Consider the following 19,302-nt stretch of genomic DNA (forward strand, 5'->3'; position numbering starts at 1 on the left):
GTATGGCCCTCGCGCAGGGTCGGCAAGAGCCATCCTCACTGCGCTGCGGCGCGCTTCTGCCCGGGCATCAAACCCTTATCGACCAATGGAGCGGTCACGAAATCGGGCAACCGCAGTTCTCGCGCCACGGCCGAGCGGTCCTGCGACACATCGGGAAAGGCGCGAGCCGCATGGCCGAGCACGTCCGCAGCCTCCCTTCCGCGCCCGTCGAGCGCATAGGCCGAAGCCAGAAGATAACGGGAGAGCAATCCGCGATCTTCCGCATTGAGCCGGGCGAAGTGCACCGCTTCAGGCCCATCCTTGCGGTGGAGCGCATCGATGGTCAGGCCAGACCAGTACCAGGGCGGATGCCCCGGATTGAGCCGGATCGCCTTGCGCGCGAGTGCCGGTGCGATCTCGCGTTCACCAAGCGCACTCAGAAGACGTCCCCCGTTTGCCAGAACCTCGGAATTGTTCGGACTGATCTCTAGAGCCTTGCCGATCGCATCCCGTGCCGCATCGTCCTCGCCGTGCCGATAGTAAGCCAGGGCCAGGTAGGTATACGCAATGGCATTCGTGGCATTCGCCGCGACCGCACGCTTTGCGGCCTCCAGTGCCTCGGGGGAATCGCCCTCCCCCCCAGCCTGCGCCTCGAAAAGACGCACCCAGGAAAGCAGCGCCCAGGCACTGGAGTAGTTCGGCTTGTCGTAAACCGCGCGTTCGAGGCATTCCTTCACGCGATCCAGACCGCCCTCCTCCCTTGCGCGCATGAACTGGTAGGCCTGCAATTCGCAGTAGTAATGATCCATGCTGACATCGCGGTGATTTTCCAGATCCTGCCGCATCGTCTCATGGATAACACCGTATGGCTGGCCGAGCCGCGAAGCCACGCCCAGCGCGATATCGGATTGGACCGAGAGAATCTTGGTGGGAACGAAGTCGATCGGATCGCTGCGCTCGGACCACACGATAACCCCTCCCGGCATCCTTGCCAGACGCGAACTGACGCGGAAACTCCCACCCTCCACGGCAATCGAGCCTTGAAGCACGAATGCCGGCGGCAGACCGCGCCTTGCCTTCGATTTCTCCTGCAAGTCGTGCGGTGCGTTCAACTTGTCATCATCGAAAGCGATCACGGCAAGATTCGGAAGCTGCGACAGATAATTGATGAGGTCGTTCCGCAACCCTTCGCGAATTGGGGCGATCGATCCCGTTTCCCCGCTCAACGCATAAGGCGCGACATAGACGACCGGCCCGGTCGGCATCTCGCCGGCCCGGACGAACACCGCATCCCGGTCCTCGCCCGGCCAATAAACGATCAGCACTGCAGCAATGAGTGCAAGGGCCGCCAGAAGGCCCCACGCGCGCCTCCGCAAGGTCAACGCGCTGGAAGAGCGCACGATATCCTCCTCCGAATCGGCAACGATCTCGGAAGGTTGCGGGGCGACGGACGATGGTTCGGTCTCGGAAGGATTCCCTGAGGCCTCCTCACCGCCCGCACCGAGTTGCTGCTCCTTGGGAAGCTCCAGACCCGGAACATAGGAGCCGCGCGGCACGACGATCCTGTAGCGGTCCTCGATCCCGTCCTTCGCATAGTACTCGGACAGCGCCTTGCGAAGACGGGTCATCTGCACCCTGACGAGCGAATCCGATGAAGCGTCGAAATCCTCGTCACGCCCAAAGACATCGAGCGCGATGGGATAGCCTTTCAGCCGATCTCCATTTCCCGCAACCTTCTGTTCCACAAGATAGGACAGAAGTTCCGCCAACCTAGGCGATGTCTTGAAAGTAGAAGAGGCGATGACGCTGGATACAGCGCTACGATATTGGTCGGCAGTGGGTTCCATATCGTCCCCCTCCGGAACAAAGTAGTCCGGAGGGGGAGATTTGGCAAACACGCTTCTTAGTTGCGACCCGAAGCGGCTCTCCAAAACCTTGTCCGTCAAGCCGATCCGCCCCACCACGTGCCGGTAAGGGCGAGAAACGGAGAACTGCTGGAAGCAAGCCGGCGGCGTAGGGGACCACCGGTGTCCCGTGAACCTCGTTTCCTCGGCTCGGAACGAGCTTCCAGCAGACCTCGACGTCGATCGGACCCCAGTTGGATTCGAAAGACAATGCCACCGCGATCAGGCGGTGGAATTTCAAGGTTGTTACCAATGTAGATGGAAGATGCCCCGAATCATCCGTGTTTAACCGTTAAATTCCGTCAATTTCCAAGAGATAAGCCTCCAGGACGCCGACATCGCGGTAAGCACGTTCACTATTGAACACAGCCGACGTCCGACCTGCCCGCTTTGAGCACCCCGGAGAAAAGAAAAGAGCCGCGAAACCCCTGAGGGTTTGCGGCTCGAAACTTGCGGTGTGGTGCCCCTGGCCCGACTCGAACGGGCACGCCTTGCGACAAACGATTTTGAGTCGTTCGCGTCTACCATTCCGCCACAGGGGCACTTTCGCATGGTGCAGCCGCTTCGCGCGACGCACCGACGCGGCAGGCTTTAGCCGCGCCTTGGCTTCGGCTCAAGTCACTTGAGCGCGTTTGCAAGGATCTTGTGGAGACGCGAGTGCAGCGCGTCGTTGCCGGCCAGGATTTCCTTGTCGCAATAAGGCTGCGAACGGCCCTTCCAGTCGGAAACGAAGCCACCGGCCTCACGCACGAGCAGGCACCCGGCCGCGGTATCCCACGGCTTGAGGTCGGCTTCCCAGAAGCCTTCGTAACGGCCCGCAGCAACCCACGCGAGGTCCAGCGCGGCAGAACCAAAGCGACGGATGCCGGCAACCTGCGGTGCGAGCGCGTGATAGATTCGGGTCCATTCGCCCGCATCGCCATGACCGGCGAAGGGAATGCCGGTCGCGATCACGCTTTCGTCAAGGTGGCGGCGCGACGAAACGCGCAGGCGCTTGTCCTGAAGCCAGGCGCCCCGGCTCTTCTCCGCCCAGTAGCTTTCGTCGGTCACCGGGTTGTAGATCAGGCCAGCGGTTACCTCGCCCCAGCCCTTTCCGTCGAGACGCGGCTCCTGCACGGCAATCGAAATCGCGAAGTGCGGAATACCGTGAAGGAAATTGGTCGTGCCGTCGAGCGGGTCGACGATGAAGCGCGGCTTGTCGGGATCGCCCTCGATCTCGCCGGCCTCCTCGAACAGGAAGCCCCATTCAGGCCGTGCGGCACGCAGTTCGTCCCAGATCGTGCGCTCCGAAGCCTGGTCAGCCTTCGAAACGAAGTCCGCCGGTCCCTTGCGCGAGACCTGAAGGTGCTCGATTTCGCCAAAGTCGCGGCGCAGGCGGCTGCCCGCCTTGCGGGCCGCTTTTTCCATGACGCGAATGAGACCGGAGATGGCCATAAAACTTACCTTGTCCTTCGAGTACCGGCCGAAGCCGGCCTGATTTTATCGGCCCTGCGGCGCGGGCTGCGTAGCGGGCTTGTAACCGCACAGTGCCACCATGGCGCTGAGCAGTTCGGTGGGATTGTCGCGATGGACCTTGCCGGGGTGCTCGGCGATAATCTTGTCCATCGATTCGCTGATCTTCTGAAGCGAATTGTTGTAGATGCAGCCCACCAGAGCGCCCTTGGCAGGCGCCTCTACCTTCTCGGACTGCAATCCGCTGATCAGCACCTTGAGATAGAGCATCGCGTTTTCCACTTCGGGAGAAGTGCCGGGATGCTCGGTCCCTGCAGCAGACGCCGCCTTGGCCGGAGCCTTGGCGGCGGCCTTCTTCGGCGCGGCGTAAGTCGGCGCGGCGAGCCCTGAAAACAGGGCCGCCACGGCCACGAAAGACGCCAGCCGGCGCATCAGTCAGCCTTCCTGACGTAGGACTTCTCGTAAACGTCCACAACGATGCGCGTGCCGCTTTCGATGTGCGGCGGCACCATCACGCGCACACCGTTGTCGAGCACGGCAGGCTTGTAGCTGGAAGAAGCGGTCTGCCCCTTCACCACGGCATCTGCCTCGACGATGACGGCTTCGACCTGTTCGGGAAGCTGGACCGAGATCGGACGCTCTTCCCAAAGCTCGAGAAGCACCTGCATGCCGTCCTGAAGGAAGGCTGCGGCATCGCCGAGAAGATCTGCGGGGAGCTGGATCTGCTCATAGGTTTCGATGTCCATGAACACCAGTTGGTCGCCCTCGACGTAAAGGAACTGGAAGTCCTTGGTGTCGAGACGGACCTTCTCGACCGTGTCGGCGCTGCGGAAGCGGACGTTGGTCTTGCGGCCGTCGATCAGGTTTTTCATCTCGACCTGCATGAACGCGCCGCCCTTGCCCGGCTGGGTGTGCTGCGTCTTGGCAACTTTCCAGATGCCCTTTTCGTATTCGAGGATATTGCCGGGACGAATGTCGACGCCGCTGATCTTCATGGGATGAACCTTAAGATGGGAAAGAGCCGGTGTACGGAAAGCATGGGCCCTTAGCCGAGGAGACTGCCTGTGGCAATTGGTTCGCGCCGATGCTAGCGGTTGGTCATGACCCGCGCCCTCCGCAACACGCCTTTTCTCGCCCTCGCCCTGGTATCTGGCGCTCCTGCCATCGCGCCCTTGCAGGCAAAATCGCCGCCCCCGCCGGTTCCGGGGGGACTCATCGGCACCATGGAACTTGGCCAATACAGCTGCGAGAAGGACGGAACTGCGGGCGGACCGGTCGGCATCCGCCTTCCGCAGTACGACTTCCGCGTGGTGAGCGCCTCGAACTACAAGACACCGGACGGCGTTCGAGGCAGCTACCTCATGACCGGTGACCGTGTCGTGATGACGGGCGGCGAACTCAAAGGCATGAGGATGCACCGCATGTCCAAAGGCTTCCTTCGCCTTACAGGGCCGGATGGCCAGGACAGCGACATGCGCTGTATCCTGACGCGCGGCGGCAGAGGCAATCTCAAGAACTCGGGCCAGCCCGACACCTGATCGCCCCTGCGGTTTGCCCGTTCCACGGATCCGACCTAGCTCCCGATATGGAGATGGATGACGGAGCGCTGCAATGGATCTCGGGCTTGCCGGAAAACTGGCCATTGTAACAGGCGCAACCGCCAATATCGGCCGCGCCATAGCTCTCGAACTCGCAAGCGAAAGGGCTGATCTCGTCCTTGTCGGCAGAGACGGGGATGCGGGCGCCAGGCTGGTGGAAGACTGCCTCTCCAGAGGCGCGGGCCGCGCGATCTTCGTCAGCGCGAACCTGCTCGATCCCGAGGCTCCGGCAAAAATTCTGGAATCCGCCGCAAATCTCGGCAACGTCGAAGTGCTTGTGAACAATGTCGGCGGCAACGTCGATCAGGGCTTCTTCGTCGATTCCGACCCTGGAAAGTGGATGGCGGACATCGACCTCAATTTCGGCACCGTCCTGCGCATGACCCACGCCGTCCTGCCCGGCATGATCGAACGCAAATCAGGTGCGGTGGTCAATGTCGGCTCCACCGCTGCGCTGGTCGGCGATTACATGCTGCCGGTCTATTCGGCAGCCAAGGGCGCGGTTCACAGCTTCACCGTGGTGCTTGCCAAGGAAGTGGGACAACACGGCATCCGCGTAAATGCCATAGCGCCATACGCGACGATTTCACGCGATCCCGCTGCTTTCAGCAAGGGCAGCCGGTTCCATCCCGATTCCGGCGTGTTCAGCGGCGGCGGCGCGTCCATCCGCGAGGAAGACAAGGCGCTGCGGCAGCGCCGCACTTTTGTGGGCCGTCCATTCGCGATGCCGGAGGAAATGGCCGGAATGGTTGCCTTCCTCGCGGGAAATCGCGCCAGCTTCATTACCGGGCAGGTCTATCCCATCGACGGGGGCGCCCTGCTCTGAACCATTTCCAGGGGGAGAAACAACGATGGCCATCGACGAGGCCGCACTTCAGGTCGTGATCGACAAGGAAGCCATCCGTGAGCTGGTGCTGCTCTACTCGCGCGCGATCGACCGGCAGGACATCGAGCTGCTCCGCGATCTCTACACCGAGGACGCAACGGACACGCACGGAGACAGCTTCGACGGCACGGCAGAGGACTATTGCCAGTTCATCGCACATGCCTTTCCGCACATGCCCTATTCCGGACACCACGTCTGCAACCATCTTATCGCGATCTATGGCGACGAAGCGAGCGGGGAGGTTTACGCGCTTGCCTGGCACCTTATCCAGGCACGCGACGGCACTCGGGAAGAGGACTTCATGGCCGTCCGCTATATCGACAATTATCACCGGTGCCCGGATGGAAAATGGCGATTTTCCAAGCGTGTCGTGACTTACGATTTCAAGCTGCGCCGGCCTTTCGACGGCGGCGGTCTGCTCGGTCAGGGACCTGACGATCCGAGCTACCGGACCTGCCTTCAGCCGCTGTTCGCACGCGGCGCCCGAACCTGAGACGCCCCAAGGCCTGCCTGCCCTTGACGGCAGGCAGGCCCGGAACGCCGTACCTCGTTACATCGAAGGCGCGTAACCGCCGTTGAGCGGGTATGTCTGCCCCGTGATCCACTCCGATGCATTCGAGCAAAGGAAAGTGACCAGCCCGGCTACATCGCTGGACTTGCCATATCGACGTATCGTGTAACGCGACAGCATAGCCTTGGCGTGATCGGACTGCATGACTTCGGCCAGCTGTTCCTCCGGCATGTCGGGCATCAGGGCTGACAGGGATACGGCATTGCAAGTGACCCCGTAGCGCCCCAGCTCCTTTGCGATCGACCGAACGAACCCCTGCGCGCCTGCTTTCGCCGAGGCGTAGACGGCGAGCTTGGGTTCACCGATGCGCCCGGAATCCGAGACTATGGTGACGATCCGTCCCCGCTTTGCCTCGACCATGTTGGGAACGAATGCAAAGCAGCAGTTGTATACTCCGTAGAGATTGGTGCGCAGGTAACGCTCCCAGTTCGCCGGGTCCTCCTCCCAGAAGTTCTGCGAGGGACGGATCGAAGCCGTCGGGCCGGCCATGCCCGCATTGTTCACAAGGATCGTGGCCGGGCCAAGCTTCGCCGTGATCGCGTCATTGGCTGCGCGCACCGCGTCAAGGTCGCCGACGTCGAACGGCACTGCCAGAGCCGGAACGCCAAGTGCGCGAATTTCCTCCGCAACCGCTTCCGCACGTTCCGGCACGAAGTCGTTCACTGCAATGCCGCCGGCATTGTGCCGTGCCAGTTCGAGCGCCGTCGCGCGTCCGGCATTCTGCCCGGCCCCCGTGACGATCGCGACTTGCCCGCCCAGATCGATCAGATCGCGTGCTTCCATGGTATCTTCCCCAAGTTTCTGTGTCGGAGCAGATTAGTACATGGCAGCCTTGCGGAAGCGACGGCCGCAACATCGATATCGCATCGACGGTTACGCCATCGCTGGCAGGCTATGAGCCCCAGAGCGCCTGGGCGGCAGCCATCCCCTGCGCGCCCCGTCCGCCCAGTTCCGCGGTCAGGAGCTTGAGGCGATAGGTCCACAAGTGCAGCGGATGCTCCAGCGTCATGCCCATGCCGCCAAGGAACTGGTGGTAATCGTAACAGACCCGTTTGGCCGCTTCCTGCGCGTGATGAAGCGCCATCGCCGCATCGGCCGCATCACCGCTCGCTGCCGCGCGCATCGCCATCCAGTAGGCGCTGTTGGTCAGCACCTGATCCTCGGCAAGGCGGTGCCGCATCCCCTGGAATGTCGCCAGCGCCCTGCCGAATTGCTTGCGTTCGGACACGTAAGTGACGGTAATCGCCAGCGCTCCGGCCAACAGCCCTGCCGCCTCTGCCGCAATGGCCACGCGCCAGGCACGCATCACATCCGAGACATCTGCATCGTGATGGACCATCGTATCCGGCAGCGCTTTAAGGAATGCTACCGGGTAAGCATAGAGCGTATCCTCCTGCGCCGCGCCGATCATCGCCTCCTCCGCGGTAAAACTGCGCACGCCTGAAGGCCCGACCATCACGACGGTAGCGCCCGGTCGCAGGAAACGCACCGGCCCATGGGTTCGACCTTCCTCGACCATGCAAATCGGACGCGGCAATTCGGGATCGATCAAGGGCCGCACCAACGCGGATACTGCCGCTTCCACCGCGAAGGGCAGGCGCGCCAGCTTCTCCACCACGAGCGCCGCGGTCACGGGGCCGAGTTCGTCCACCGCCATGACGTCCAGGAAGCCGTTCTCCGCGAGGGCTTCGTCCAGTTCATCGCTTTCGAGTGCCAGGGACACGTCATGCATCGGCACCGCCTGAAACGGCCGGGCGAGACTGTCGACAAAGTCGAGTACCTGGGTCTGGTCCTCATTGAGGGCAAGCTGCATCAGCGCGGTTCCCGGGGCAGATCCAGCACTTCGCTGGCAATGATGTTAAGCTGGATTTCAGCCGATCCGGCGGCAATGCCCGCAACGATTCCGCGCTGGTGGTGCATCTTGAGATAAGACGAGGCTCCCGCCAGCCCTTCTGGCAGGAACTCAATCACGAATTCGCAAACCGCCCTTTCGGCCATGACCGTGCCATAGCGCGCGGAACTGGATTCGGCGCCGATCGCGAGGCCATCGACCCGCTTCTGGACGACGGCGTAGTTCGCGGTTCCCGCAGCCTCGCAAAGGGCGGCGCAGCGGGCGGCTTCGATGCGGACGTATTCACGCGCAAACTCGCCCCGTTCTTTCAGCATCGCAACGGCACGGTCGAGCGCGGCACGGGCCAGCGTGAAGCGAGGAATGCCGAGCCGTTCATTGCGCAAGGAATAGGCGATGATTTCCCAGGCCTGCCCTTCATCTCCGAAACGCGCGGTTTCAGGGACCGTGACATCGTCGAAGAAGACCTCGTGGATATCGCCCTCACCAATCAGCGATGGAATCTGGCGTACCGTGATACCTGGTGTGTCCATGGGCACGAGGATGATCGTGATGCCCTTCTTCCTGTCGTCACTGGTGCGCGTCAGCAGGAAGCAGGTGTCGGCAAGGCCGGCATAGGATGTCCAGATCTTCTGGCCATTGATAACGTACCGCCCCTCGGTGCGAACTGCACGCGTCCGCAAGGCGGCGAGATCGGAACCGGCGTCAGGCTCCGAAAATCCCTGGCACCACAGCGATTCCCCGCGCGTGATGGGCTCGAGATAACGGGCTTTCTGCTCGGCAGTGCCATACTTTTCGAGCGTAGGGCCGATCCAGTTCACGTTCATGTACTGTCCGCCGCGCGGCTCTCCCGCGATCCACATTTCCTCGGCGAGGATCTGCTGCTCCCACGGACCAAGCCCTTCTCCGCCCATTTCGCGGGGCCAGTGCGGGAACAGAATGCCAGCCTCGGCCAGCTTCACGCAGAATTCGCGCGCGAACGCCGTCAGCGCCGGCGATGCGGGGCCATGCTCGGAGAACTTCTCCCAGTCTTCAGGGAGATTGGCGTGGAGGAAGTCCCGGATCTTGTGCCGGAAGGCGTCCTGTTCCTCGGTCCATTCGAACTGCATGGCATCCTTCCCTGTTCTCCTCCCGGCGTTACCCAGCGTACTTCCCGCCCACAAGGCTGGGCCCAACGCCCCGGCGAAAACCGCAATCCGTCGGTTCCGGTTGACCGCGGCGGCATACCGGGAGCAACATGGAGCCACGGGGCAGTTGGGCCAGCAGGGCCGAACAAGGGAAATCGCCATGCCCAGATTACATGCCTTCGCCTTGCTCACAGCAGCGCTTGCACTCGTCCCTCCAGCAAGCGCGCAGCCCGGGAGCTATCCGACGGACGGGTGGCCGAAGGACGTGAAAGCTACCGCTCTCACCAGCGCCCAGATCGACCCTCTGATGCGCGCGGCAGGTTATTCGAAGTCCGGCAACGCCTGGCGCGGGTGCGGCGGTTCAACGAGCGTCACCCGCGAAGCGGTCGAACTGCGCGACCTCAATGGCGACGGCCGCCCCGAGGCGATCGTCGTTGCCGATGGCACGGAATGTTTCGGAGCGGCAGGCACCGGCTTCCAGCTTCTGCGCCCGGTACCCGGAGGCTGGAAAATCATGACCGACCAGACCGGCGTCGCCACTTTCCTGAACACCCGCGGAGCGGACGGCTATCCCGACCTTGAGATCGGCGGTCCCGGCTTCTGCTTCCCGGTCACGCGCTGGATCGGCACCGAATATCGCGTGGTACGGTTTGCTTACGAAGGCAAGGCCTGCAAACCTCCTGGCTGACCCCCTATTGCCGTACTGCGCCGATCGCTGCCGGCGAAAGATAGCGCGTAGTCGAGATGCCTCCATCCACGGCAATAGTCTGGCCATTGACGAAACCCGCCGCGTCGGAGGCAAGGAAGGCGACCATGTTGCCGATGTCGGCAGCAGTACAGTCTCGCTGGAGCGGGGTCAGTTCATGATTGGTGCGCCGGAAGAAATCGAGATTCCAGAAGGCATCGGTCATCTCCGTCCGCACCACTGTTGGCGCCACGTAGTTTGAACGAATTCCGCGTGGCCCATATTCGGCCGCCATGGTTTGCATAAGGCCGATCTGCCCTGCCTTTACCGTGGAATAGGCTCCCCCGCCCGGCGTGCCATACAGCCCCCAGGTGGACCCGATGAAGAGGATGGAGCTTCCCTCCCCCATGATGGCCAGAGCCTCGCGGCAAAGCCGGAAAGGCGCGCGAAGCGAGATCCCCAGAACTTCATCGAGCATCTCGTCCGTCGTCTTGTCGACCGGCCCGAAGTTGAACGATCCGGCATTGTTCACCAGCACATCCAGCCGGCCGAACTTCTCCACCGCTGCATCGACGATGAGGCGCGGGGCCTCTCTCGAAGTGGCATCGATGGCGACGAAATCGAACTCTACCGTGCCTGAGAGCGCATCCTTAAGCGCCTGAAGCTTGCCTGCGTTACGCCCCGTGCCAAGAACGCTCATGCCCTGTTCTCCGAGCGCGCGCACGATGGCCTCCCCAATGCCGCCTGCCGCCCCGGTGACGATTGCTACCCTGCCTTGCATTCCGATCGCTCCCCTTCGCAAGATGAACCGGATGCCTTGCGCAGATTGTCCGCACGCTCCGCAATGTCGTTCGCGGCGACGTAGCCGAAGGTCATCGCCGGCCCGATGGTCGCTCCTGCCCCCGGATAGGTATCGCCAAACGGCGTCCCCGAATTGTTGCCGGCGGCGTAGAGCCCTGCGATCGGCAGCCCCGCACCATCCAGAACGCGGGCCCGCGCATCGCATCGCAGCCCACCCTTGGTGCCGAGATCACCATTGTTGATAGGCACTGCGTAGAAAGGTGCCTTGTCGATAGGGCCGATGTTGGGATTGGGCTGGGACACAGGGTCGCCGAACATCCGGTCGTAGGCGTTCATCCCGCGTCCGAATTCAGGATCGACACCGGTCTTCGCATAAACGTTCATCCGGGCAATCGTGTCCTGCACCGCGGTTACCGGGAGGCCGATCTTGTGACAGAGCTGCTCGATGGTATCGGCACGGAAGACGTAGTGGTCCCACCAATCCGCCGGAACCTTGTGCTCGGCCGTGTGGACCGTGGGCATCAGACCGCCCGCGCTGAACTTGCGCCGAAACTTGGAGTCGAAAATCAGCCAGCACGGGCAATTCGCCCCGCTTTCACGCTGATCGCGCACCATGGCCTGCCCGAACTGGTCGTATCCGCAAGCTTCGTCAACGAAACGGACGCCGTTACGGTTGACGACCACACTCCACGGTCGTCCCACGTCGAAGGCCGCCTGATGGATTTCGTGGAAGTTGGAAGCCCCCTTCATCGGCAGGGTCATGGTCGGTATCCACCAGCCCTGTTCGGTATGCTCCGTCGAAGCGCCGACAGCTTCGGCGGCGATCAGTGCTTCGCCGCGATTGCCGTCTTCCGGGGTGGACGAATGACGCGTCAGCCCGGGGACCGGATAGAAACGGTCTCGCAGAGTCTGGTTCCATTCGAATCCGCCGGCCGCCAGCACCACTCCGTATCGTGCCTGGACCGGATAGCGCCGCCCGAAACAGGAAAGCTCAACGCCCGTCACCCCGCCGCTTTTATCGATGATGAGGCTTTCAAGGCTCGTTTCGAGGCGCAATTCCACACCGCGCGCGAAGACCTGCTCGTAAGTCGCCCCCATCAGCGCCGCACCCTGAGTGAACCGGCGGTCCCTGTGCGAAACCTTGCGGGTGCCCCGGTCCAGCCAATAGCGCCCGATCATCTTGCCAGCGACCCGGCGCCAGCCCTTCGACTGCATCATGAGTGCGAAAGTCTCGGTAAGGTCCATCGCATATCGACCGAACAGCTTGAAGCGGTTGTACTGCTCCCTCATCAATGCGTAGCGACCGTCGCCGAGCCGCCGTCCATCGAAAGTCGGCACGATCACGGAACGATCCGCGCGTGCGCCGGGCCTGTCCGGAAAATAATCCGGCCAGGCCGCGGCCATCAGGTCGACGCCTGTACTCCTGAGATATCGGAGCATCTCCGGCGCCTCTTCCACGTAGGCTTCCAGCCGTTCGCGATTGACCGGCACCCCGATCGTCGCCCCCAGATATTCCAGGGCTGCCTCGCGGCTGTCGCCATGCGCACCGTCAAGCCCATGATTGGGTATCCACATGACACCGCCGGATGCGGCCGACGTGCCGCCGAACTTGTGCGCCTTTTCGACGATCAGCACCTTCATGCCGTTGTCGGCACTGCGCAGCGCAGCCATAGCTCCCGCCGCTCCCGATCCGACCACTACGACATCGAAGCTTTCACCCCACGACACCTGCATTTCTCCCGCCGCTTTCTGTTCTTATCGCCCGAACGCGATCAAGGCCCTGCCCCCCGCCTTATCGCGTCGGCGGCTTGCCCGAGAAATGACCGCCAAGGTACAGCGAGTTGCTTGGCCCTGCTGTGCCTGCCCGTGCCCTTGCCTCGCATCGGCAGGACAAGCAGGTGGCGAACTGAAAAACGATACCAGACACTGGGAAAACGATGACCGAAAAGAGCTTTGTCGCCGTGGCGAAAGTCGAAGACGTACCTCCCGGCGGAAAGCTGGTGGTCGAAGTGAACGGCGTCAGTGTGATCCTGTGCAACACGCTCGATCGGGTGTTCGCGGTCCGGAACCTGTGCAGCCATGCCTACGAGACGCTCGAATGCGGCCGACTGCGCAATGGCTGGATCTCCTGCCCGGTTCACGGTGCGCGCTTCGATCTCGAAACCGGCGACCCGATCAATCCACCCGCGACGATGCCGATCCAGACTTACGAGGTCCGCATCGTGGGCGATACGATAGAAGTGCTTGCCTGATATCGCACGAGCGGGATGCCCCCGTCTGGACGCCCGGCGGCACGCTGGGCAAGGAACGGACATGAGCGAAACACCCGATCTCGACCAACTCGACCTCGAAGGACTCCGGGCCGAAGTCCGCGCCTTCCTCGCTGCCGACGCGCCATCCGGTTGGCGAGAGGCCAGCGCCACGCAGGAAGATTTCGTCCGCACCCAGCGTGACTGGTTCGGGAAACTGGTAAAGGCCGGCTATGCGATCCCGCATTGGCCCGCCGCGTTTCCGGGCGGCGGGCGCTCGCTTTCGGAACAGAAGGTCATTTACGAGGAACTGGCTCGCGCGGATTGTCCGCGCCTGCTGCTTTCCTTCGTATCGACGTACCACGCTTTCGCCACTCTGCACGAATGCGGCAGCGCCGAGCAGCAGGCCAGGTATCTTCCACGAATCCTGGAAGGCGAGACATGGTGTCAGGGCTTCTCCGAGCCCGGAGCCGGATCGGATCTCGCCGCGATCAAGACACGCGCCGAACGCAAGGGCGACGTCTACGTGGTCAATGGCCAGAAAGTCTGGTCGACGATGGCCCAGTTCGCTGACAAGTGCCTGCTGCTTGTCCGTACCTCGTCGGATGGTCCCAAGCAGGCTGGCATCACATACCTGCTGATGGACATGAAAATGCCCGGCGTCTCGGTTCGGCCGATCCACCAGATCCAAGGCGACGAGGAATTTGCCGAGATCTTCCTCGACAACGTGGAAATTCCCGTATCGGAACGCGTGGGTGAAGAAGGCAAGGGTTGGGCCGTGGCGCAGGCCACGCTGGCTTCCGAACGGGGCCTTACGCTGATGGAACTGTCCTACCGGATGCGCGGTGCGCTTTCGCGCGTTGCCCGCCTCATCCGCGATCACAGCCACGAAGACGATCGCGGCATCCTGCGCGATTTCGGCGCGCTGGTGACGCAAGTGGATGCCGTCTGCGCCTTAGCGGACCAGTTTCTCGACAACCGCATCAACGGGATCGAGCGCATGGGCGACGCATCCATCGTCAAAAACGCCTACTCGCGGGCTCTGAGGGCCTATTCGCTGCTGGGCCTGCGCCTTGGCGGTATCGAGGAACAGTACATCGCGCCGATCACCTTCGGAGATCTCAACACCGGCAACTGGATGGCGGATTACATGAACTCGTTCGCCTGGACCATCGCCGGCGGCAGCGAGGAAGTGCAGCGCAACATCATCGCCGAACGCATGCTCGACATGCCGCGTGAACCCAAAGGATGGGTGGCCTGACATGATCGAACTGAACGAACTGACCGACGCCGCCCAGAAGGCGTTCCCGGCGGACAAGCTCTCTCCCGAACGTGACGAGAGCTGGAATCTGGCAGCCGAAATGGGCTGGCTCATGGTGCGCCTGCCCGAGGATGACGGCGGGCTTGGTCTCGGCCGTGAAGCTTCGACGGCGCTCCACCTCGAAATGGGCCGCATTCTGGCTGCCATGCCGCTCATTCCCGCTCAACTGGGCCTTCAGGCCGTGGCTGCGAGTGAGAGCTTCGAAGATCGTACCGAATGGCTAGAGCGGTTGTCCTCCGGGGATTATGCCCCCCTGAACATGCTTCCCGCACGCCTCGTGCAAAACCCCGACGGCACCGTATCCGGCACGATCAGCGGGGTCTTCGAGGCCGACATGGCAGTGGCCGTGGTGGTACGACTGCCAAATGGCTATGCGCTGGTCCCGCTCGACGCGCAGGGGGTCAGCCGGGTCGAACGCCCGATCTGGGATCCCGGCAGGCGGATTTTCGATGTGGTACTGGAAAGCTATTCGCCAGCATCCTCGCTCATGCTCACCGATGCCGATACGGCCAGTTCGCTGCATGACCTGCTTTCCGCCGAAGCGCAGATCGCACTCGCGGCGGATTGCCTCGGAGGCGCCAATGCCGTGCTCGACATGACTGTCGAGTACATGAAGATGCGGCGCCAGTTCGACCGACCGATCGCCATGTTCCAGGCCCTCAAGCACCGTGCCGCCGACATGAAGACCAGGATCGTCCTTGCCGAAGCACTGCTTCGCAGCCGGGTGCGCGATGAACATGCCAGCGTAACCGACCTTGCTTCGGCGAAATCTCTGGCGGTCGAGGCCTATCGTTTCGTGACCGAGGAATCGATCCAGCTCCACGGCGGAATTGGCCTCACAGAGGAGCATCAGTGCCATCTCTTCATGAAGCGCGCTATGCTCAACGCGCAGCTTTGCGGTTCCACGGACTTGTGGAACGAGCGGCGCGGCAGGACTGCTTTCGCCCAGCTGTCCTGAAAACGCCCAGCCGGGGGAAACGTTCGCAGGCGTGAACCGTTGGTCCTTCTGGAATTCCCGAAGGACCCAGCCCCACGATGACCGAGCCGCATGGCGTCGCCGCCCACATCAAGCAGAACGTGGTGCTTTACGGCGCATTGGCCGCAAATCTCGGGATCGCTGTCGCCAAGTTCGCGGCGGCGGCGATCAGTGGCTCGTCTTCGATGCTTACCGAGGGCGTCCATTCGTTGGTGGACAGCGGCAACCAGGTCCTGCTTCTCTATGGCCAGAAGCGCGCCAGCCGCAAAGCCGATGCATCGCACCCCTTCGGTTACGGGCGAGAGCTCTATTTCTGGGCGTTCGTGGTCGCCATCCTGATCTTCGCGGTCGGCGCAGGTGTCTCGATCTACGAGGGCCTGCTGCATATTCAGACCCCGAACCCTATCGAAGACCCCAGCCTCAATTACCTCGTTCTCGGCATAGCGTTCGCAATGGAAGGGGCGTCATGGGCGATTGCCGTTCGCGAATTCAACCGCAGCCGCGGTGAGCAGACATGGTGGCAGGCGATCCACCGCAGCAAGGATCCTCCGGGATTCATCGTATTGTTCGAGGACAGCGCCGCACTGATAGGCCTCATCATCGCAGCGCTGGGCGTCTGGGCCAGCGTCCATTTCCAGGATGCGCGGATCGACGGCATTGCCTCGGTCATGATCGGTTTGGTTCTGGCCGGGGTCGCCGTGCTGCTTGCCCGCGAATCCAAGGGCCTGCTGATCGGCGAAGCAGCGGACCCGCATCTGATCGGCAGACTACGGGCAGTGCTGGACGGGCACGACCGGATCGACGCCGTGAACCACATCCGCACCATCCACACGAGCCCTCAGGCAATCTTCGTCGCCATCAGCGCAGACTTCGCCGACGATCTGCGAATGGGCGAAGCGGAAACCCTGATCGAGGAACTGGAGTGCCAGATGAAGGCCCTCTCCCCCTGGATCACTTCGATCTACATCCGCCCCGAAAAGCGTGCGGATGCCATGGTCTGGTAAACCGGATCGGCGCGGGATTCCGAATAGGGATGATGTCGGCGCCCTTCTGCAGCGGCTTAAAGCACGCTGATCCGCGCTGCCGAGCAGCAGGCTCCATTCCCTGCGGCGCGCCAAATGGCATCCGTTCCCGCTACTTCAGCGTGACCAGATACTCGATCACCTGTTTGCGCTTGGCGGGGTCAGGAATGCCTGCGAACGACATTTTCGTGCCGGGAACCATCTTCTGCGGCGAGGCAAGCCAGCTGTCGAGAGTGGTGCGATCCCAGGTCAGACGCGAGCCCCTTAGTGAGGCACTGAAGGCGTAATCGGACTGGCTCGCCGCCTTGCGACCCGCCACGCCGTGCAGGTTCGGGCCATAGGAGGTCTTGCCCGCTTCGGTCGCGTGGCAGACCGCGCAATTGGCAAAGGCCGCCGGGCGCGGCGCGGCGTTTTCGGCAGAGCCGGGAACGGCCATCACGGCAGCGGCCAGAACCGCGATCCCCACCGCGGACAGGGACATCATCTTCACGAAAAAAATCAATCCAATTCATAGGACTGGCGCCCCTTATCTGCGGATAAGGCGGCAAGCCAGGACAAAGGCGGCGCCGTATCACCGGCGCCGCCTCAAGGCATCAGAACCTGTCCAGGTTCATTACCTTGCCCCAAGCCGTCACGAAGTCGTTCACGAACATCTGCTGTGCGTCGTCGGAAGCGTAAGCCTCGGACACGGCGCGCAGTTCGGAATTCGATCCGAACACAAGATCGACGGCGCTGGCCGTCCACCGCAGCTTGCCGCTGGTCCTGTCATAGCCCTCGTAGACGCCCGAAGCCTTGGCGGACTTCTGCCACTTCGTGCCCATGTCGAGCAGGTTGACGAAGAAATCGTTGGACAGCGTACCCGGCTTCGCCGTCAATACACCATTCGGCGAATGGCCGGCGTTCGCATCCAGCGCGCGCATGCCTCCTACCAGAACGGCCATCTGCGGCACCGTCAACTCAAGCTGGTTGGCCTTGTCGACAAGCATCTCTGCCGGTGAATGTTCGCTGTCCACTCCATAGTAGTTGCGGAAACCGTCGGCGCGAGGACGCAGGTAACCATAGGACTTCACGTCGGTCTGCGTCTGTGACGCATCGACACGCCCCGGCGTGAACGGCACCGCCACGGTGTATCCCGCCTTCGCTGCAGCCTGTTCGACTGCGGCATTACCGCCCAGCACGATCAGGTCTGCCATCGAGACCTGCCTGCCCTCCTTGGCCGAGGCGTTGAATTCGTTTCGGACGCGTTCAAGCCTGGCCAGCACTTTCGCCAACTCGGCCGGATCGTTGACCGCCCATCCCTTCGCGGGATCGAGGCGCAAGCGCCCTCCGTTAGGCCCTCCGCGCATGTCGGTAGCGCGGAACGTCGCCGCCGAAGCCCAGGCCGCCTTGACCAGTTCACGCGGAGCGATACCGGAAGCAAGGATCTTGGCCTTGAGAGCAGCAACATCCGTTGAATCGATCGCGGTATAGCCAGCCTTTGGCAGCGGGTCCTGCCATGCAAAGCTTTCCTGCGGAGCTTCAGCCCCCAGATAACGTGCCGACGGCCCCATATCGCGGTGTGTCAGCTTGAACCATGCGCGGGCGAAAGCCTGTGCGAACAGTTCAGGATTTTCGCGCCAACGCGTGGTGATTGCGCGAAAACCCGGATCTTCCTTCATCGCAATGTCGGTCGTGAACATGATCGGCGCATGGCGAACGTCCGGCCGGTGCGCATCAGGTACGAGCTGACCGGCGCTTGCATCGCTCGGTATCCATTGCGTGGCGCCTGCCGGGCTCTTGGTCTTCACCCAATCGAATCCGTAGAGATTGTCGAGATACTGGGTCGTGAACTTCACGGGATCGACGGACCAGGCACCTTCAAGCCCGCTGGTGACGGTATCTTCGGCATTGCCCTTGCCGCATTTGTTGGCCCAGCCAAGTCCTTGCTGCTCGACCGAGGCGCCTGACGGATCGGCGCCCACGCATTCCTGCGGATTGTGTGCGCCATGTGCCTTGCCGAAGGTATGCCCGCCTGCAATCAGCGCTGCGGTTTCCTCGTCATCCATGGCCATGCGGCCAAAGGCGAGCCGAATGTCAGCCGCCGCCGCAAGCGGATCGGGATTGCCGTTAGGCCCTTCGGGATTGACATAGATGAGCCCCATCTGCGTCGCGGCGAGTGGCCCCTTCAGCCCTCCCTTGCCGTCCCTGCGCTCATCGCCGAGCCATTTGCGCTCGGGGCCCCAGAACACGATGTCGGGCTCCCAACTGTCCACCCGGCCGCCGGCGAAACCCAGGGTCTTGAAGCCCATGTCTTCAAGAGCAACGTTACCTGTCAGGACCATGAGATCGCCCCAGGAAATCTTGCGCCCGTACTTCTGCTTGATGGGCCAGATGAGGCGCCGGGCCTTGTCGAGGCTGACATTGTCGGGCCAGGCATTGAGCGGATCGAAACGCTGCTCGCCGCCTGCACCACCTCCGCGACCGTCGCCAACACGATAAGTGCCCGCACTGTGCCAAGCCATGCGGATGAAGAAGGGGCCGTAATGGCCATAATCGGCCGGCCACCAGGCCTGCGAGGTCGTCAGCGTCTTGCGGATGTCTGCCTTGACGGCATCAAGGTCCAACGATGCGAATTCCCGGGCATAGTCGAAATCGGAACCATAAGGGTTCGAAGCCGGGTCATGCTGGCGGAGCGGTGAAAGATCGAGCCGATCCGGCCACCAGTCCTTGTTGGACATTGGCCTCGCTCCCTCAGCGGTCACGGTGGGGGAAGAAGATGCCTTGGCTGTTTCCTCTGCATGCACCGTTCCACAAGTCAGAGGAAATGCAGCCATGGCGAGCAATGCGCTTAGCCTAGTCGGTATTCTGGTCATGGGTTTCTCCACCTGCTTGATCGAACGCTG

The 19,302-nt window shown here is 62.4% G+C and carries 19 protein-coding genes and 1 tRNA gene; 8 read left to right on the forward strand and 12 right to left on the reverse strand.

Translation table 11 applies throughout. From position 1 onward, the window contains the following. Positions 1-35: 35 nt before the first annotated feature. From ACLIMP_RS12000 to efp, 5 genes are all read right to left on the reverse strand, one after another. Positions 36-1,748 (reverse strand): tetratricopeptide repeat protein, encoded by a 1,713-nt coding sequence (locus ACLIMP_RS12000; protein WP_443477870.1) that lies wholly within the window; start codon positions 1,746-1,748, stop codon positions 36-38. Between the two features lie 593 nt (positions 1,749-2,341). Continuing rightward, positions 2,342-2,425: transfer RNA gene (locus tag ACLIMP_RS12005), tRNA-Leu, on the reverse strand. 76 nt (positions 2,426-2,501) lie between these two features. After that, a complete protein-coding gene (locus tag ACLIMP_RS12010) occupies positions 2,502-3,317 on the reverse strand; it encodes an inositol monophosphatase family protein (protein WP_054438714.1) in 816 nt (271 codons plus the stop codon). Between the two features lie 45 nt (positions 3,318-3,362). Further along, positions 3,363-3,767, reverse strand: a complete 405-nt coding sequence (locus ACLIMP_RS12015) for a hypothetical protein (protein ID WP_324695638.1) — start codon at positions 3,765-3,767, stop codon at positions 3,363-3,365. Further along, the gene (gene efp / locus ACLIMP_RS12020; RefSeq protein WP_054438718.1) at positions 3,767-4,330 is read right to left on the reverse strand and encodes an elongation factor P; all 564 of its coding nucleotides are present in this window, start codon (positions 4,328-4,330) and stop codon (positions 3,767-3,769) included. The genes ACLIMP_RS12015 and efp overlap by 1 nt, the downstream gene beginning before the upstream one ends. A 105-nt stretch (positions 4,331-4,435) precedes the next feature. Between efp and ACLIMP_RS12025 the strand changes: the two genes are divergently transcribed. The 3 genes from ACLIMP_RS12025 (at position 4,436) to ACLIMP_RS12035 (ending at position 6,312) form a co-directional block, all read left to right on the forward strand. Beyond that, the gene (locus tag ACLIMP_RS12025; protein ID WP_185997198.1) at positions 4,436-4,873 is read left to right on the forward strand and encodes a hypothetical protein; all 438 of its coding nucleotides are present in this window, start codon (positions 4,436-4,438) and stop codon (positions 4,871-4,873) included. Between the two features lie 73 nt (positions 4,874-4,946). After that, positions 4,947-5,759, forward strand: coding sequence for an SDR family NAD(P)-dependent oxidoreductase (locus ACLIMP_RS12030; protein ID WP_443477871.1), 813 nt, complete (start codon positions 4,947-4,949; stop codon positions 5,757-5,759). A gap of 25 nt (positions 5,760-5,784) precedes the next feature. Next, entirely contained in the window at positions 5,785-6,312 is a 528-nt protein-coding gene (locus ACLIMP_RS12035) for a nuclear transport factor 2 family protein (protein ID WP_324695642.1), read from the forward strand. 57 nt (positions 6,313-6,369) lie between these two features. On the opposite strand, the gene ACLIMP_RS12040 is transcribed toward ACLIMP_RS12035, so the two are convergent. From ACLIMP_RS12040 to ACLIMP_RS12050, 3 genes are all read right to left on the reverse strand, one after another. After that, positions 6,370-7,173, reverse strand: a complete 804-nt coding sequence (locus tag ACLIMP_RS12040) for an SDR family NAD(P)-dependent oxidoreductase (RefSeq protein WP_054438725.1) — start codon at positions 7,171-7,173, stop codon at positions 6,370-6,372. A gap of 109 nt (positions 7,174-7,282) precedes the next feature. After that, a complete protein-coding gene (locus ACLIMP_RS12045; RefSeq protein ID WP_185997195.1) occupies positions 7,283-8,203 on the reverse strand; it encodes an acyl-CoA dehydrogenase family protein in 921 nt (306 codons plus the stop codon). Next, complete coding sequence (locus tag ACLIMP_RS12050; RefSeq protein WP_324695645.1) at positions 8,203-9,348, reverse strand: acyl-CoA dehydrogenase family protein; 1,146 nt, start codon at positions 9,346-9,348, stop codon at positions 8,203-8,205. Before ACLIMP_RS12050 ends, ACLIMP_RS12045 begins: the two co-directional genes overlap by 1 nt. 178 nt (positions 9,349-9,526) lie before the next feature. On the opposite strand from ACLIMP_RS12050, the gene ACLIMP_RS12055 reads away from it, so the two are divergent. Further along, entirely contained in the window at positions 9,527-10,054 is a 528-nt protein-coding gene (locus ACLIMP_RS12055; RefSeq protein ID WP_324695647.1) for a hypothetical protein, read from the forward strand. A gap of 4 nt (positions 10,055-10,058) precedes the next feature. On the opposite strand, the gene ACLIMP_RS12060 is transcribed toward ACLIMP_RS12055, so the two are convergent. Beyond that, a complete protein-coding gene (locus ACLIMP_RS12060; RefSeq protein ID WP_324695649.1) occupies positions 10,059-10,832 on the reverse strand; it encodes an SDR family NAD(P)-dependent oxidoreductase in 774 nt (257 codons plus the stop codon). Then, the gene (locus ACLIMP_RS12065; protein ID WP_324695651.1) at positions 10,817-12,580 is read right to left on the reverse strand and encodes an FAD-dependent oxidoreductase; all 1,764 of its coding nucleotides are present in this window, start codon (positions 12,578-12,580) and stop codon (positions 10,817-10,819) included. The genes ACLIMP_RS12060 and ACLIMP_RS12065 overlap by 16 nt, the downstream gene beginning before the upstream one ends. 209 nt (positions 12,581-12,789) lie before the next feature. Here ACLIMP_RS12065 and ACLIMP_RS12070 point away from each other — a divergent pair, with 209 nt between their 5' ends. From ACLIMP_RS12070 to ACLIMP_RS12085, 4 genes are all read left to right on the forward strand, one after another. Beyond that, positions 12,790-13,104 carry a Rieske (2Fe-2S) protein gene (locus ACLIMP_RS12070; RefSeq protein ID WP_054438736.1) on the forward strand — a complete coding sequence of 105 codons (315 nt, stop codon included), beginning with the start codon at positions 12,790-12,792 and terminating at the stop codon, positions 13,102-13,104. A gap of 61 nt (positions 13,105-13,165) precedes the next feature. Continuing rightward, positions 13,166-14,362, forward strand: a complete 1,197-nt coding sequence (locus ACLIMP_RS12075) for an acyl-CoA dehydrogenase family protein (protein ID WP_054438739.1) — start codon at positions 13,166-13,168, stop codon at positions 14,360-14,362. A 1-nt stretch (position 14,363) separates the two neighbouring features. After that, positions 14,364-15,380 carry an acyl-CoA dehydrogenase family protein gene (locus ACLIMP_RS12080; protein ID WP_324695656.1) on the forward strand — a complete coding sequence of 339 codons (1,017 nt, stop codon included), beginning with the start codon at positions 14,364-14,366 and terminating at the stop codon, positions 15,378-15,380. Between the two features lie 77 nt (positions 15,381-15,457). Continuing rightward, positions 15,458-16,402, forward strand: coding sequence for a cation diffusion facilitator family transporter (locus tag ACLIMP_RS12085; RefSeq protein WP_185997188.1), 945 nt, complete (start codon positions 15,458-15,460; stop codon positions 16,400-16,402). 130 nt (positions 16,403-16,532) lie between these two features. Here ACLIMP_RS12085 and ACLIMP_RS12090 read toward each other — a convergent pair whose 3' ends face one another. Together ACLIMP_RS12090 and katG are read right to left on the reverse strand one after the other, a co-directional pair. After that, on the reverse strand, positions 16,533-16,904 hold the full coding sequence (locus tag ACLIMP_RS12090) for a c-type cytochrome (protein ID WP_443478167.1): 372 nt from the start codon (positions 16,902-16,904) through the stop codon (positions 16,533-16,535). Positions 16,905-17,013: 109 nt separating this feature from the next. After that, positions 17,014-19,272 carry a catalase/peroxidase HPI gene (katG, locus tag ACLIMP_RS12095; RefSeq protein ID WP_443477872.1) on the reverse strand — a complete coding sequence of 753 codons (2,259 nt, stop codon included), beginning with the start codon at positions 19,270-19,272 and terminating at the stop codon, positions 17,014-17,016. Positions 19,273-19,302: the final 30 nt, after the last annotated feature.

Origin of the sequence: Novosphingobium aeonii, assembly GCF_052279045.1 — a bacterium.
Classification (GTDB): Bacteria; Pseudomonadota; Alphaproteobacteria; order Sphingomonadales; family Sphingomonadaceae; genus Novosphingobium.